Source organism: Streptococcus sp. Marseille-P7375 (assembly GCF_902460365.1).
Lineage (GTDB): Bacteria > Bacillota > Bacilli > Lactobacillales > Streptococcaceae > Streptococcus > Streptococcus cristatus_I.
This window is the reverse complement of record NZ_CABPTR010000004.1, coordinates 33,757-49,459: the sequence shown is the minus strand read 5'-3', so window position 1 is coordinate 49,459 and position 15,703 is coordinate 33,757. Positions and strand designations below refer to the sequence as shown.

Annotated in this window: 12 protein-coding genes and 1 riboswitch; of the genes, 1 reads left to right on the top strand and 11 read right to left on the bottom strand. The window is 40.2% G+C overall.

The window, feature by feature from the left end:
* Positions 1–100 precede the first annotated feature (100 nt).
* Positions 101–203: riboswitch (TPP riboswitch) on the bottom strand.
* Between the two features lie 84 nt (positions 204–287).
* The 11 genes from FZ954_RS09005 to FZ954_RS08955 form a co-directional block, all read right to left on the bottom strand.
* Positions 288–911: an HAD family phosphatase gene (locus FZ954_RS09005; protein WP_187423358.1), complete on the bottom strand. Its 624-nt coding sequence runs from the start codon at positions 909–911 to the stop codon at positions 288–290.
* Positions 912–1,115: 204 nt separating this feature from the next.
* Positions 1,116–1,388 carry a Veg family protein gene (locus FZ954_RS09000; RefSeq protein ID WP_005592064.1) on the bottom strand — a complete coding sequence of 91 codons (273 nt, stop codon included), beginning with the start codon at positions 1,386–1,388 and terminating at the stop codon, positions 1,116–1,118.
* Position 1,389: 1 nt separating this feature from the next.
* Positions 1,390–2,745 (bottom strand): replicative DNA helicase, encoded by a 1,356-nt coding sequence (gene dnaB, locus FZ954_RS08995; protein WP_005592121.1) that lies wholly within the window; start codon positions 2,743–2,745, stop codon positions 1,390–1,392.
* A 25-nt stretch (positions 2,746–2,770) separates the two neighbouring features.
* Positions 2,771–3,223, bottom strand: a complete 453-nt coding sequence (rplI, locus tag FZ954_RS08990; RefSeq protein ID WP_005591407.1) for a 50S ribosomal protein L9 — start codon at positions 3,221–3,223, stop codon at positions 2,771–2,773.
* Between the two features lies 1 nt (position 3,224).
* The gene (locus FZ954_RS08985) at positions 3,225–5,210 is read right to left on the bottom strand and encodes a DHH family phosphoesterase (protein ID WP_187423357.1); all 1,986 of its coding nucleotides are present in this window, start codon (positions 5,208–5,210) and stop codon (positions 3,225–3,227) included.
* A gap of 287 nt (positions 5,211–5,497) precedes the next feature.
* Complete coding sequence (mnmG, locus tag FZ954_RS08980; protein WP_148878128.1) at positions 5,498–7,408, bottom strand: tRNA uridine-5-carboxymethylaminomethyl(34) synthesis enzyme MnmG; 1,911 nt, start codon at positions 7,406–7,408, stop codon at positions 5,498–5,500.
* A gap of 146 nt (positions 7,409–7,554) precedes the next feature.
* Positions 7,555–7,986, bottom strand: a complete 432-nt coding sequence (locus FZ954_RS08975) for an SseB family protein (RefSeq protein ID WP_148878127.1) — start codon at positions 7,984–7,986, stop codon at positions 7,555–7,557.
* A 21-nt stretch (positions 7,987–8,007) separates the two neighbouring features.
* Complete coding sequence (gene mnmA / locus FZ954_RS08970; RefSeq protein WP_148878126.1) at positions 8,008–9,129, bottom strand: tRNA 2-thiouridine(34) synthase MnmA; 1,122 nt, start codon at positions 9,127–9,129, stop codon at positions 8,008–8,010.
* 283 nt (positions 9,130–9,412) lie between these two features.
* Entirely contained in the window at positions 9,413–9,949 is a 537-nt protein-coding gene (locus FZ954_RS08965) for a LysM peptidoglycan-binding domain-containing protein (RefSeq protein ID WP_148878125.1), read from the bottom strand.
* A gap of 144 nt (positions 9,950–10,093) precedes the next feature.
* The gene (locus FZ954_RS08960; RefSeq protein WP_148878124.1) at positions 10,094–12,688 is read right to left on the bottom strand and encodes a YfhO family protein; all 2,595 of its coding nucleotides are present in this window, start codon (positions 12,686–12,688) and stop codon (positions 10,094–10,096) included.
* Positions 12,689–12,763: 75 nt separating this feature from the next.
* Entirely contained in the window at positions 12,764–14,386 is a 1,623-nt protein-coding gene (locus FZ954_RS08955) for an ATP-binding cassette domain-containing protein (RefSeq protein WP_045499935.1), read from the bottom strand.
* A gap of 239 nt (positions 14,387–14,625) precedes the next feature.
* Between FZ954_RS08955 and trpS the strand changes: the two genes are divergently transcribed.
* Positions 14,626–15,651 (top strand): tryptophan--tRNA ligase, encoded by a 1,026-nt coding sequence (gene trpS / locus FZ954_RS08950; RefSeq protein WP_148878123.1) that lies wholly within the window; start codon positions 14,626–14,628, stop codon positions 15,649–15,651.
* Positions 15,652–15,703: the final 52 nt, after the last annotated feature.

The window sequence follows — 15,703 nt, the reverse complement described above, 5'->3', positions numbered from 1 at the left end:
ACTTTCCATACAAAAACACCTTCTCCAATATGGAAAAGGTGTTGCATGCATCAGTAAACTAAAGATTGGTGAATAATTCACCATTTTAGCAAAACCACAAGGTCTTTACAAATACAATTCCCTACGCTGGCATTACCCAGATCAGGTGCGGTCGAAGCTTACACTTCCTCTCAGACTGTACACAGACTCCCATATATAGGATTATGATAACGCAATCATCAGCAAATGTCAAGATTGGAGCTTGGACTCACTACTTTTCAACGATAAGTGAAGCAAACGATCATCAACTAGCCAAACTCTCCTTTCGTAGCCAACAAAGACTCCATAGCCCTGATATTCTTTGGCTCGCTTGTGGATAAGATGGTTTCAAAACCCAGTTCAGCTGCCGTATCCAAGTTAGCCTGGATGTCGTCAATAAAGACTGACTCTGTCGGATCAAGACTATACTTTTTTAGTAGCTTTTGATAAATCTCTGGCTCTGGCTTGACAACCCCAACTTCTGAGGAAAGGATATAGCCTGACAGCAGTGGAAAGATGAGCAGCGAACCAGCTTTTTCAATACGGTAAAAAATCTCGCAAGTAGTTGACAGGATGTAAATGCGATAACCTTGATTAGCCCATAGTCGAATCTTTTCCTGTAAACCACTGTAAACCTCCACAACCTCATACCAATTGTAGAAGATATTCTGAACAACAGGATGGTAGGAGTCATCCAGCTGAACTAGCACTTCGTCACAGGCTTCTTTCAAGCTCAACTCTCCCTTGTCTGTTTGATGCCAGACACCCGAATCAAAAATAGCCTGTCTAAGAATCTGTCGACGCTCTTTCTCAGGTTCGAAAGAGGTCAAGATTTTTTCAGAATTCCATTCAATCAAGACATTTCCTAAGTCAAAAACCAAATTTTTTATCATTTCTTTCACCAGCCCTTTCTCTATATGTAGGAGCTTTCGTAAGTTCTAGCTCATGCCTTCGCAGATACACCATTCGGCTGATCTTAACCATCCTTAGTATAGCATGTTTAGGTTAAGAAAAATCCCAGAAATGAACTGTTCCTCAAAGTTGGGTTTTACCCAACTCTAGGAAGCAATACAAAGTTCTGGAATCACCTATTATTCTTAGTCAAAATAGCGAATTAAATTTTTCTCTGTCAAAATATCTGAGTAAGTATAGGACTCCACATAGGTGTTGGCAATTTCACCCGGCTGCCCCCCTTCATTTTCATACTCAACGATAAAGAGAGAAGGATAAACTTCAATCAAACGACCTTGTTTACTTTTTTGGCGCTTACGGCCATTTTCCAAGGTCATTTCCACCATCTGCCCCTCGTGAGCCTTGATGTCCTCCTTGATTTTCTTCATTTTTGCTACATCTGTAAATGCATCACTCATACTATACATCCTCTCTTTTAGAAATACTTGAAAATTTATTATATTCTTTTTGGAAAATTAGCTCAACCGTACCACGCGCTCCGCTCCGGTTTTTCTCAATAATGACTTCAACCTTGTTGTTAGGAATGCCTTCCTCTTCCTCACCGGCCCGTTCATAATAGTCATCTCGGTAAAGAAAGGCTACGATATCCGCATCCTGCTCGATAGACCCAGACTCCCGAATATCAGATAGTACTGGGCGCTTGTCCTGCCGCTGCTCCACGCCACGCGAGAGCTGACTCAGCGCAATAACCGGCACCTTGAGCTCCTTCGCTAAAATCTTAAGCTGGCGAGAAATTTCCGAAACTTCCTGTTGACGGTTTTCACGACCCGTTCCTGTAATCAATTGCAGGTAGTCAATTAAAATCAGGCCAAGATTGCCTGTCTCTTGAGATAGCTTACGAGCTCGCGAACGAATCTCCGTAATCCGAATCCCTGGCGTGTCATCAATATAGATACTAGCATTGGCCAGATTCGCTGTCGCAATGGTATATTTCTGCCACTCTTCATCTGTCAGTTGCCCCGTACGGATAGAGTGAGAATTAATCACTCCCTCTGAAGCCAGCATCCGATCCACCAGGCTCTCTGCCCCCATTTCTAGGGAGAAGATAGCCACCGTCTTATCCAGCTTGGTCCCGATATTCTGGGCGATATTGAGGGCAAAGGCCGTCTTTCCGACCGCAGGACGAGCAGCTAGGATGATTAACTCTTCTTCGTGCAAACCAGTCGTCATCTTATCCAGCTCACGGTAACCCGTCGCAATCCCTGTAATATCAGTAGTTTGCTGAGAACGGGCTTCTAGATTAGCAAAGTTAAGATTTAGAATATCTTGAATATTTTTAAACCCACTGCGGCTGGCCGTTTCACTGACATCAATCAGAGCCTTTTCTGCTCCTGCAATGATTTCCTCTGATGGTCTCTCACCGTCATAGGCTTGGTTGATGGATTCTGTCAAGCGTGAAATCAGGCGGCGTAAGATTGCTTTTTCAGAAACGATCTTGGCATAGTACTCTGCATTGGCAGAAGTCGGTACAGAGTTAACGACCTCCACCAGATAGCTCAGTCCGCCAATATTCTGCAAGTCTCCTTGGCTATCCAAAATATTGCGAACGGTGGTCGCATCAATAGCATCCCCACGATCTGCCAAGTCAATCATGGCCTTAAAAATCAGCCGATGGGCATATTTAAAGAAATCCCCAGGCTCAATATATTCACGGACAAAGACCAGTTTGCTCTCATCGATGAAAATGGCCCCTAGTACAGACTGTTCTGCTAAAATATCTTGAGGCTGAGCTCGCAACTCATCAATCTCTGCCATAGGTGAATCCTTCCTTTAATTCTTTTTACCCTTCCGTAACTCGCAGGCGAATCACACTTGTCACATCTTGGTAAATCTTTACAGGAACATCAATCAAACCAATCGAACGAATGGGAGAATCAACCTTGATATTCCGTTTATCAATTTTTAGACCAAATTGCTTTTGTAGTTCATCAGCAATTTTTTTATTAGTAATCGAACCGAAAGTCCGTCCGTCTGGGCCGACCTTCTCTGTAAAAGCAACAACCGTTGCTTCTTCTTCCAACTTAGCTTTAATGGCTTGTGCTTCTGCCACCATCTCTGCATGAGCCTTTTCCTGAGATTTTTGCTTTCCTCTCAGCTCACCGATAGCTTGTGCATTGGCTTCCTTAGCCAGATTTTTCTTAATCAGGAAATTTTGAGCATAGCCAGTAGGTACTTCCTTGATTTCCCCTTTTTTCCCTTTTCCTTTTACATCCTCTAAAAAAATAACTTTCATTTTATTTCTCCTTTTCTATTGATTCCTCATTATCCATCACTTGATCCATAATCTCTTGATTTAGACGTTGAGTGACTTCAGCAACTGTTTGATCGCTAACTTGCGCTGCTGCTAGATTAAAGTGGCCGCCACCACCCATTTTCTCCATAATCCGCTGAACATTGATCTTACTGCGACTACGAGCTGAAATGGATACGTAACCCTCAGTATTCCTGCTGACCACAAAGGTTGCTTCAATGCCCGACATGGCAAGCATGGTATCAGCCGCCTTACTGATGACGACTGTATCATAGCTGGCATTTTCAGCACCCGCTGCTACAATCACATTTGGCAAAAGCTTCTTACCTGTCAAAATCAGCTCATTGACTGCTCTATACTCTTCAAAATTCGTCGAAGAAATATCCTGAATGACTACACTATCACTACCCCGAGCCCGCAAATAACTGGCTACATCAAAGGTTCTACTCGTTACTCTGGAGGTAAAATTCTTGGTGTCCAGCATAATCCCAGCCATGAGCAGGCTAGCTTGAATTTTATTCAGGCGATTTTTCTTGGAATTTTGAAACTGAATCAGCTCCGTTACCAATTCGCTGGCACTGCTAGCTCCACTTTCGATATAGGCGATGACTGCATTTTCAGGAAAATCCTCATCGCGACGATGATGGTCCACCACAATCGTCTGACTAAATCGATCAAATAATTCTCTTGAAAGCGTTAAGGCCAACTTCGAGTGGTCCACCATTATTAAGAGTGAGCGACTGGTCACTCGGTTTACAGCTTCCGATATCGGCAAAAGATAATCAGCGCCTTCTGATGTCAATTTTTGAATAGAGCGATAGATATCCGAGCCCATCTGTTGGTCATCATACACAACATAGGCTTTCTCAATGATATTGCTAGCAAAAAGCTGCATACCCACCGCGGAACCTAAGGCATCCAAATCAAGATTGCGATGACCAACCACGAAAACCTGATCTACACTCTTGATTTTATCTGAAATAGCTGCCATCATAGCCCTCGTACGCGTACGTGTACGTTTGACAGATGCAGCCGTTCCACCACCAAAGTAAACTGGATTCTTGGTCTCATCATTCTCTTTGACAACCGCTTGGTCACCACCCCGGACCTCAGCTAGGTTAAGATTAAGGAGGGCAATCTTACCAATTTCATCATGCTTACCATCCCCGTAAGAAAAGCCCATACTAAGCGTCAGAGGAAGTTTTCGATTCTTGGCTTCTGTCCGAAATTGATCAATGATCGAAAATTTACTATCCATCAGTTGTTCCAAAACCGTATAATCCGTGAAAAGATAATAACGATCCATTCCTACCCGACGGTAGAACATATGAAATTGCTCAGAAAACTCTGCTACAAAGTTAGCTACAAAGCTATTGATATGACTGATATCTGAATCTGATACAGCATCTTCCAAATCATCATAATTATCAACTGAGACAACACCGATAACTGGTCGCGTCGTAACGAGCCCAACTGTTGCTTCATACTCACTTGATGCATCAAAAAAGTACAGGACACTAGAAGCCGAATCAAAATAAACAGAATACTGGTTATCTCCTACTGTTGCGTAGCTACCCGATTTCGAAGCAGCAAGCTGGATAATTTCTTGCAGGAGATCACTATTTAGCTCCCCATCATCCGTTGTAAAAATCAATTCAGCATAAGGATTGAACCAGTCCACATCTCCACTATTTTCATTGATTTTAATCACACCAACTGGCATCTTATCCAACAAAGAAGCTAAACTTCCCTCTGCTTGATGATTGACATAACGAATCTGCTCAAGCTCGTCCAATTCGGTCACTCTTTGCTGCTGTATAAATAGCCAAACCAAGAGCACCAGCACTATGAAAAGAGACACCAGCATAGGCAAACTATCACCAAAAAGGCGTAGACAAATAGCTAATATGATAAAGGAAGTAAAACCCACTATCGCAAAGTGGCTCGGGGAAAAACGAATTCTTTTCATTAAAAAACCTCTTATTGCGCCATTTTACCATATTTTCTTAAAAAAAGCGAGTTTTCACTGCCCTTGAATACTTGTAAAGCAAGAAAGACTCAAATCTCGGATCTATTCTCAAATAAACATTCACAATTAATTTACAAGATGTGTAAATCTTGTAAATTTTATTAAACAAAAAGTTGACATTAGTTGTAAAAGCTTCTCTATATAAAAGAGATCTTTTGTAAACAGACATTTACAATTCTGTAAGCTATATAAAAACGTACTATCAATAAGATAGTACGTTAATATGGCTATGATTTTGCTTTATTTTTAGAAATGCTTCTAGACTTGCCTTCTAAGTAAACCATCAAAATAGAAATATCTGCTGGATTGACACCCGAAATACGGCTTGCCTGACCAATCGTTTCTGGATTGATTTTCTTAAACTTCTGTCTTGCTTCTGTCGCGATCGAGTCAATATCATCCCAGTCAATATTAGCTGGAATCCGCTTTTCTTCCATGCGTTTCATCTTTTCAACCTGATCAAGGGCTTTAGAAATATAACCTTCGTACTTAATCTCTGTCTCAATTAGCTCGATAATCTTTTCATCCAATTCTTCTGCCGCTGGACCAATGAATTGAACCACATCTTGATAAGACACTTCCGGTCGCCGCATAAATTCTTTGGCTGTCACTGCATCTGTCAGAGCTTTAAAGCCAAGCGCTTCTATCTTAGCATTGGTTTCCTTGACAGGTTTCAACTTGATGGATTCCAATCGCTTCATCTCGTTGTCAAATTGATTCTTTTTAATCTCGAAACGAGCCCAGCGCTCATCATCTACCAAACCAATTTCTCGGCCAATCTCTGTTAAACGCATATCAGCATTGTCATGGCGGAGAATCAAACGGTATTCAGCTCGACTAGTCAAGAGGCGATAAGGTTCTACAGTCCCCTTGGTCACCAAATCATCAATCATGACTCCAATGTAACCATCACTACGCTTCAAGATCAACTCTGGCTTCCCTTGGATCTTCAAGGCCGCATTAATCCCAGCGATAATCCCTTGTCCTGCAGCTTCTTCATAACCAGAAGTTCCATTGGTTTGGCCTGCTGTAAAGAGTCCTGAAATTTTCTTGGTTTCTAAGGTTGCCCGCAACTGGTGAGGCATAATCATGTCGTACTCAATGGCATAACCTGTCCGCATCATCTCAGCATTTTCTAGCCCCTTGATAGAGTGAACCAAATCCTTCTGTACATCTTCTGGCAGACTGGTTGACAGCCCTTGCACATAAACTTCTTCCGTATCACGACCCTCAGGCTCTAAGAAAAGCTGGTGGCGTTCCTTATCCGCAAAACGGACGATCTTATCCTCAATAGACGGACAATAACGTGGCCCTACTCCTTTAACGATACCTGAAAACATAGGAGCACGGTGCAGGTTATTTTGGATAATTTCATGACTTTCTGCATTGGTATAAGTCAACCAGCAAGGCACTTGATCTTTCACATAGTCCTCATCACGAGAGGTGTATGAAAAATGATTGGCTTTTTCATCACCTGGCTGAATCTCGGTCACATCATAATTGATAGATGAGGCCTTGACACGCGGAGGTGTTCCGGTTTTAAAACGGCCAATTTCAAAACCTAGATCCTGCAGGTTATCTGCTAAAGGAATGGCTGCCAAGCTATGGTTTGGACCAGACGAATACTTGAGGTCGCCAATGATAATTTCTCCCCGTAAGGCTGTTCCAGTCGTCACAATAACAGCTTTAGCTGCATATTCCTGTTGCGTCGCTGTTTTAACACCAATTACTTTACCATCTTCAACCAAGATTTCATTAATCATGGTTTGTCGCAAAGTCAGATTTTCTTGATTTTCAACAGTCTTCCGCATTTCTTTGGAATAGAGCTCTTTATCCGCTTGCGCTCTAAGAGCACGAACTGCAGGTCCTTTGCCAGTATTGAGCATTTTCATCTGGATATAGCTCTTGTCAATATTCTTGGCCATCTCCCCGCCCAAAGCATCTACTTCACGAACGACAATGCCTTTTGCGGATCCTCCGATCGAGGGATTACAGGGCATAAAAGCCAGCATCTCAATATTGATAGTTGCTAGCAAAACTTTACATCCCATGCGACTGGCAGCCAGAGACGCCTCAACTCCAGCGTGCCCTGCTCCAATCACGACAATATCATAACTTTCAGTAAAATTGTGTGTCATTTCTTTTTCCTTCATTTTTTCACCAAAAAAGGCCAAGTCTCTAGAAGTGCAGGACAAAAAAGCCTGCAACATCCATGAGCTTTGACCATCATAGGTATTGCTTATCTTATTTTAGCAAATTGAGCGAAATTGTCAATCTAAAGCAACTAAGATTGGCGAATCGCTTCAAAAGCTTCTTTATCAATCTCGACAGATTCAGAGAATGCATCCAGGACAATCCCTCTTAATGGAAATCTCCCTCTGCCTTCTGCTGCAAATAAACAGTCTGTTACAGGTAGTTGCAACCAAGAAAAGCGATCATAGTATTCTTTTGGAATCTCTTGCTCGCTTGAGAAACAGGGATAGAAATAATCATCTCCCTTTTGCAGAATATCGGGTTTTAGGCGAACACCTTCTTGACCTTCACTCTCATCCATTAGATAGGCATTGAAAGGAACCCAAACCTTAGATTGCTTTAATACCTTAAACAATGCCTCTATAGATTCTGTCGTTTTCTCATGCAAATACTGCTTCTTGTAGTCAGAAAGAGTTTCAAGGCCGTCCTTCTTATCAGTCTTTTTCTTAAAAAATTGAAACATTCTCGTTCCTCTTGTAGTTACTTAAATGTACTGCAAGACTTGACCATTCTTATAAGCTCTGTCAATCAAGCCACCACCTAAACACTCATCTCCATCATAGAAGACAACTGCTTGGCCTGGAGTAACAGCCCTCTGTGGCTGATCAAAGTTGACAACTGCCTTGTCACCCTTTACAGTAACTGTCACCTTAGAGTCTGGCTGACGGTAGCGAAACTTAGCTGTACATTCCATAGTAAATTCTTCTGGCATTTCTTTTGTGAAATGAACCTGACTAGCGTCAAGACTAGTTGACATTAAGTTGTCATGATAAAATCCTTGACCGACATAAAGAATATTTTGGCTAAGGTCTTTTCCAACCACAAACCAAGGCTCGTTGTCACCACCCTGCTGACCACCAATTCCAAGACCACCCCGCTGGCCAATGGTATAATACATTAAACCTGCATGCTGACCCATATCTCGGCCTTCCATAGTCATCATGCGACCAGGCTGGGCTGGTAAGTATTGACTCAGAAATTCTTTAAAATTCTTCTCACCAATGAAGCAAATACCGGTCGAGTCTTTTTTCTTAGCAGTGGCTAAGCCGGCTCTTTCAGCAATCTCCCGAACTTCTGGTTTTTCTAAATGCCCTAGAGGAAACATGGTCTTTTGCAATTGTTCCTGTGACAGTTGACTTAAAAAGTAAGTCTGATCCTTATTGTTGTCTTTGCCACGTAACATATGGACTAGACCATCTTGGTCTCTCTTCACCTGAGCATAGTGACCCGTTGCAACATAATCCGCTCCCAGTGTCAAGGCGTAGTCAAGGAAGGCTTTAAACTTAATTTCCTTGTTACACATAACATCTGGATTCGGAGTCCTACCAGCGCGGTATTCCGCCAAGAAGTATTCAAAAACGCGATCCCAATACTCTTTCTCAAAGTTGACAGAGTAGTAAGGAATACCGATCTGGTCTGCAACAGCTGCTACATCCTTGTAGTCTTCTGTGGCCGTGCAGACACCAAATTCATCTGTGTCGTCCCAGTTTTTCATGAAGATGCCAATCACATCATAACCTTGCTCTTTCAAGAGTAAAGCAGTTACTGATGAATCGACACCTCCGCTCATACCAACGACGACACGAGTCTTAGAGTTATCACTCATTATGTTCTCCCATCTTTTCGTTATTTCACGATTGAAGGTCGTGCTGTGCTTTCAACGATTGAAGGTCGCTTGAGCAAGGTCTATTATAGCATGATTTAGCAAGGAGAACAACGGATAACCTTTGGCTCAATCTGATGAGTATTTCAAGTTGTCAAGTAAGTTTACAGCATTGTAAATAACTTGATGCAAAACATCATATCCCAACCAAAAATGTACTAATAATTATAAAAAAGGAACTAGAATGCAAATTCCAGTCCCTATAAACATATTTCTAAATAAAGTTTTAATACCAGCCATTTGCTAACCAGAAACTTTTAGCAGCCGACCATGAGCCATAGCGACCTGCTACATAAGCATCCGCTGTCTTCTCTTGATTTTCTGGTGATAAATCTCCATTTAGATAGGTGATAGTCAACTGATAGCGACCATAGTATTGCCCATTTTGCGCTGTATAACTGCCGCTGGATTCTTTTTGAGCAATCCACTCCTTAGCCTCTGCATCCTCAGCACTCAAGTCAGAACTTGGGTTTACAGTAGATTGCTCAGCCTTATCTGATTTTTCAACAGTCACCTGCTCAGATACATCATCGTTCAGTTCTAAAACCTGGCCAACACTAATCAGATTGATATTGCTAATCTTGTTTTTTTGCGCAATCTTGTCAACAGTCGTCTGATGAGAAGCAGCAATCGCGGACAAGGTATCACCTGACTTGACAGTATAACTTTCTGCATTGGCTACAATCGGAAGCAAAGCAGCAGCTCCTGCCATCAAACTGAGTAAGCCTGCTCTCATCATTCTATTTTTAAAATACAAATTCATGTTTAGAATTCTCCTTTTCTGTGATATATCTATCCTAAAGCAAAAGTATTACAGAATCTTATTACTTTGATGAATTATATTACAGACTATTGAAGAACTTGTAAAAACAGACCTATATTCTAAAGTTTTTTGATGATGTAAAGGCTATGCTGAACTATCTCTATGTTTTTTGCTCCATTTAAATCGAACTCTATCGTAGAAGAAAAATAAAACTATTCCTAAAAAGAAAGCTGCAGTTCCTTCCTTTAATCCCCTTGGAACAAATGATAGGGTAACTCTACCCGCTCCTCTACTCACATCAAGTTTCATAAAACCGTTTTGCGCACGTTTTAACGGAACCTTCTTGCCATCTACACTGGCTGTCCAGCCCTTATCGTAAGGAATGGTGAAAAAGAGAGAACTATCTCTATCCGCATGATAATCAACCGTTACCGTATTGGATTTTGTCGTCACAGAAACTTCTTGTTCTTTCAATTTACTTATGAGTTGCTGATATTTATTCACATCCACAGAGAAAAACTCTGGCTGGTTAAAAGAAACAGTCCGATTCTCTGGAAAAGAAAATTGGATAGAAACCGTCTGTGCCTCCTTAAAGTAGCCAATATTTAAAAATGGAAAAACATTATGAGTCGGGTAACGATTCGTGATTCCATTTACAGTGATATTGACATCGGTTTGATTATCGTTTGAAAAATCAAGATCTGCAAGATTGACATAGACTTGACTACCTGCAGGCACCTCAATTGTATAAGTGACGCTAGCATAGCTTAATTGAGTGTCATTTTCGATGCTTGCAGTTACTTTCCCTTCAGTTTTTTCCTCATTACCAGCTATAGAAATTCGCTCATAATATTTATGATTCAAACCTGATAATTGATTTAAAAAGGCTGTTTGATTGTCAAGCGTTAAATTTGTAAACTTGACATCTTTGTAAACATCATTACTTAAGAAAGCCAAGCCCAAAGCATAATTATTTTCATACAGTGTCATTGACCGCTCAGTCTTCTCTGCAGAAAAACCAAATTTCTGTGGGTCTTTTTCAGACAAGTTATACTTTACAGCAAAAAGGCTATCCATCAAAATGCTATTATTTTGATAGCGGAGATTAAGATTAGTTCCTGCTGATTTAAACCCTAATTTATCTAAAGTCGAGCTTGCTTGCGTATTTCTGACTGATGAGAATTGAGAAATTCCATTATAATTAAATTTCATACTGTCATTCCCAGTCTGAGGATCAAGCCTCTCTGTTCGAAAGAAATCTCTGTTTTCTTTCTTACTATAATTGATAAGACTGTCAATTTCGTTCATCTTTTTCGAATAGGATGAACGACTTGCAAAAACCCATTCTTTAGCAATCCCATCAACCTGATAATAAGCGTTTAAAGTAAGCTCAAAAACCACAAAAAACAGTAAAGATAGTGTAAACATCCTTTGCCTAACGTGACAACGAATAAAAGCGAAGCTGATTAAGAGATAGGCAAAGAAAAACTCTAAGGTAAAAATGTAATTTTCAGGACCAAGAAAATCATAGTGTTTTCTATAATGCAAAGTGGCTAGAAAACCAAAAGAAATGAGTAGAAAGCTAAGGAATACTTGTCGCCATTTTACCTCCTCCAAACGATTGAGCGTTTCTGCAGACATCAAAATAATAAGAAGTGAGAAGAGCCAAGAATAGCGATGTAAAAACATATTTGGCGCATGCATTCCTTGCCAAAGCAAATCCAAATACTGTAGTCGAAAACTCACTATAAAAATGCCAATCAAGAAAATATAGGCCAGTTTCACGCGAAGCTTAATACTTTTTATCGTGAAAAATAAGATACTTAAAATAAGAGGAAATAGACCAACATAAATCATAGGAATCGAGCCATACTTAGTTGTGTCAAAACTTCCTATAAAATTTTTAGCAAAAATATCTAGATACCAACTTTTCTCAGTAAACAAGCCTTCAACCTTTGTCAAGGTCTCACCATGTGAACTCAGATCTAGATAAGTCGGCAAAATCATAATTAAACTAGTAAGGCCTGCTAATATTGACACGATAGCAAAATCAGGAAAAGACCGAATCCTAGCCTTAAAGTCCCAAGAAAGCTGAACGAGGTACCAAAGAACTAAAAACAAGGCCATCATATAACCAAAATAATAGTTTTGGATAAAGAGGATTGACAAGCTTGTAAAGTATAAAACTCTCCCTTGTCCATTCATCAACTTGTGTAAACCAAAGATGATAAGGGGGACTACTATAAATACATCTAACCAAGTTTTTATTTCTAGTTGACTAACTGAGAAACTCATCAAGGCAAAGGAGGTCGACAGAATCAAGATTAGTGTTTCTGGAATTTTTTTAAAGATCCCTTTTATGCTAATACAAGTTGTCAAGCCAATCAAGCCAAACTTAATAAGAGTAAACAAGTAAACCGCATCTGGCATTGATTTTAAATCGAAAAAGTAGACGAAGGGGGAAAGGAAACTCCCTAGATAATAGCTAGATAGGGCATAGAAATTCTGTCCCAATCCACTTGAAAACGTGTAAAAAAGACTATCCGTTCCGTGAAGAATATTTCTCAAAGTCGTATCAAATACGACATATTGATGGAAGCCATCTCCAAGTAGCGGAGAAGTATCGCTACCCCAGTAGATACCTTGACTCAGATAAACAAAACACATAATGAGAAAAGGTAAGGTGAAGGAAGCTAAATAAAGCCAATTTTTCTTAAAAAGATATCTGATTTTTTCCATGTTTCTTATAGAGAAAGAGGCCGAAACGTTGTTTCATGCCTCTGTAAACTTCTGTCAACTTACATTGACAACTTATTAATCTTTCCAAAGTTCTTTGACTTTTGCCTGAACTTCTTGATTTTCCAAAAATTCATCATAAGTTTCGTCAATGCGGTCAATCACACCATTTTTTGAGAGAACAATGATATGGTTGGCCAAGGTTTGAATAAACTCATGGTCATGGCTGGCAAAAATAATAGACTCTTTAAAGTTCTTTAAACCATCATTAAGACTAGAAATAGATTCCAGATCCAAGTGATTAGTCGGATCGTCCAAAACCAAAACATTTGACTTGAGAAGCATCAGTTTAGACAACATAACTCGAACTTTTTCTCCACCTGACAAGACGTTGACAGGCTTGTTAACCTCATCGCCAGAGAAAAGCATACGACCTAAGAAACCTCGAAGGAAGGTATTATCATCCTCTTCTTTACTAGCAAATTGACGAAGCCAGTCAAGAATAGATTCACCACCAGCAAAGTCACGAGAATTATCTTTTGGCAAATAAGAACGACTGGTTGTGACACCCCATTTGATGGTCCCCTCATAGTCAATATCTCCCATCAAGGCACGAATCAAGGCAGTTGTCTGAATATCATTTTGTCCAATCAAAGCCGTCTTATCGCCAGGACGCAGGATAAAGCTGATATTGTCAAGAATAGTCTCGCCGTCAATCTTGACAGAAAGATTTTCTACTGTCAAGAGATCATTCCCGATTTCCCGTTCCGCTTTAAAGCTGATAAATGGATATTTTCGACTTGACGGAACAATTTCTTCCAATTCAATCTTATCCAGCATCTTTTTACGAGACGTTGCCTGTTTAGACTTAGAAGCATTGGCAGAGAAGCGAGCCACAAACTCTTGCAATTGCTTAATTTTTTCTTCCGCCTTAGCATTTCGGTCAGCGAGCAACTTAGCTGCCAATTCACTTGATTCTTTCCAGAAATCATAGTTTCCGACATACAGTTTGATCTTACCAAAATCAAGGTCAGCCATATGCGTACAAACTTTATTTAAGAAGTGACGGTCGTGGGATACGACAATAACTGTATTCTCAAAATCAATCAAGAAATCTTCCAACCAAGTGATAGACTGGATGTCCAAACCATTGGTCGGCTCGTCTAGAAGCAAGACATCAGGTTTACCAAAAAGAGCCTTGGCAAGAAGGACCTTAACCTTGTCGCCATTCGACAATTCACTCATATTTTGATAGTGCAAGTCTTCTGGAATATTGAGGTTTTGTAGCAATTGAGAAGCTTCACTTTCAGCTTCCCAGCCACCCAACTCAGCAAATTCTCCTTCCAGCTCAGCTGCTCGAACCCCATCCTCGTCAGAGAAGTCAGGCTTCATATAAATAGCATCTTTCTCTTTCATAATGCTGTAAAGGTGCTCGTTCCCCATGATAACGACATCAATGACCCGCTCATCCTCATAGTCAAAATGATTTTGACGCAAAACAGAGAGTCGCTCATCTGGCCCTAAAGAAATATGGCCTGTCGTTGGCTCAATATCCCCAGCTAAAATCTTCAAGAAGGTAGACTTACCTGCACCATTAGCTCCAATCAAACCATAGGTGTTTCCTTCTGTAAATTTAATATTTACTTCATCAAATAATTTTCGATCACTGAAACGCAGTGACACATCAGATACTGTAAGCAATGATTTTCTCCTATATATGTAATCTCCTCCATTTTACTAGAAAATTCTTCTTTTTTCAAATTATTATGGGATAAAAAACTATTTTAAGAGATAAACATGCTGTCAATCTTGTAAAGATAATGTAAATATATTGTCAATTAATTGTTTTTTGAGCTGCGATTCTTCTTTTTTCTTCTAGCTTCTTCCGCATTTTCTTTGAAAATGATATAATGAGAGCAATACTAATTGAGGAGCAAGCAATGACAAAACCTATTATTTTAACCGGAGACCGTCCGACTGGAAAATTACATATTGGTCATTATGTAGGAAGCTTACGTAACCGTGTCCTTTTACAAAATCAAGACAAGTATGAGATGTTTGTTTTTCTAGCGGATCAACAAGCTCTGACAGACCATGCGAAAGATCCACAAACAATTGTAGAATCCATTGGCAATGTAGCTTTAGATTATCTAGCAGCTGGACTGGATCCGAAAAAAGTGACTATTTTTATCCAAAGTCAGATTCCAGAGTTGGCAGAGTTGTCAATGTATTACATGAATTTGGTATCTTTAGCTCGATTAGAGCGCAATCCAACTGTCAAGACAGAAATTGCTCAGAAAGGTTTTGGAGAAAGTATCCCAACTGGATTTTTGGTTTATCCTATCTCTCAAGCTGCGGATATTACAGCTTTTAAGGCAAACTATGTACCTGTCGGAAATGACCAAAAACCGATGATTGAGCAGACACGTGAAATTGTTCGTTCCTTCAATCATGCCTATGACTGTGAGGTTTTGGTGGAGCCAGAAGGCATCTATCCAGAAAATGAAGCAGCTGGGCGTTTACCAGGGCTTGATGGTAATGCTAAAATGTCAAAATCATTAAACAATGGGATTTATCTAGCGGATGACATGGATACTCTCAAGAAAAAGGTCATGAGTATGTACACCGATCCCGACCACATCAAAGTTGAAGATCCAGGAAAAATCGAAGGTAATATGGTATTCCATTATCTGGATGTTTTTGGTCGGCCAGAAGATGCTGCTGAAATTACAGCTATGAAAGAGCACTACCAACGCGGTGGTCTGGGGGATGTCAAAACTAAACGCTATCTCCTGGATATTTTAGAGCGGGAATTAGGACCAATCAGAGAGCGTCGTCTCGAGTTTGCAAAAGACATGGGACAAGTCTATGAGATGCTGAAAGAAGGCAGTGATCGTGCTCGACAAGTTGCTGGACAAACCCTGTCAGAAGTCAAAAATGCAATGGGAATTAATTACTTTAAATAACGAACAATAATAGCAGATTGTATCAAAAACCATCGTCTTTTACCTTCAAAAG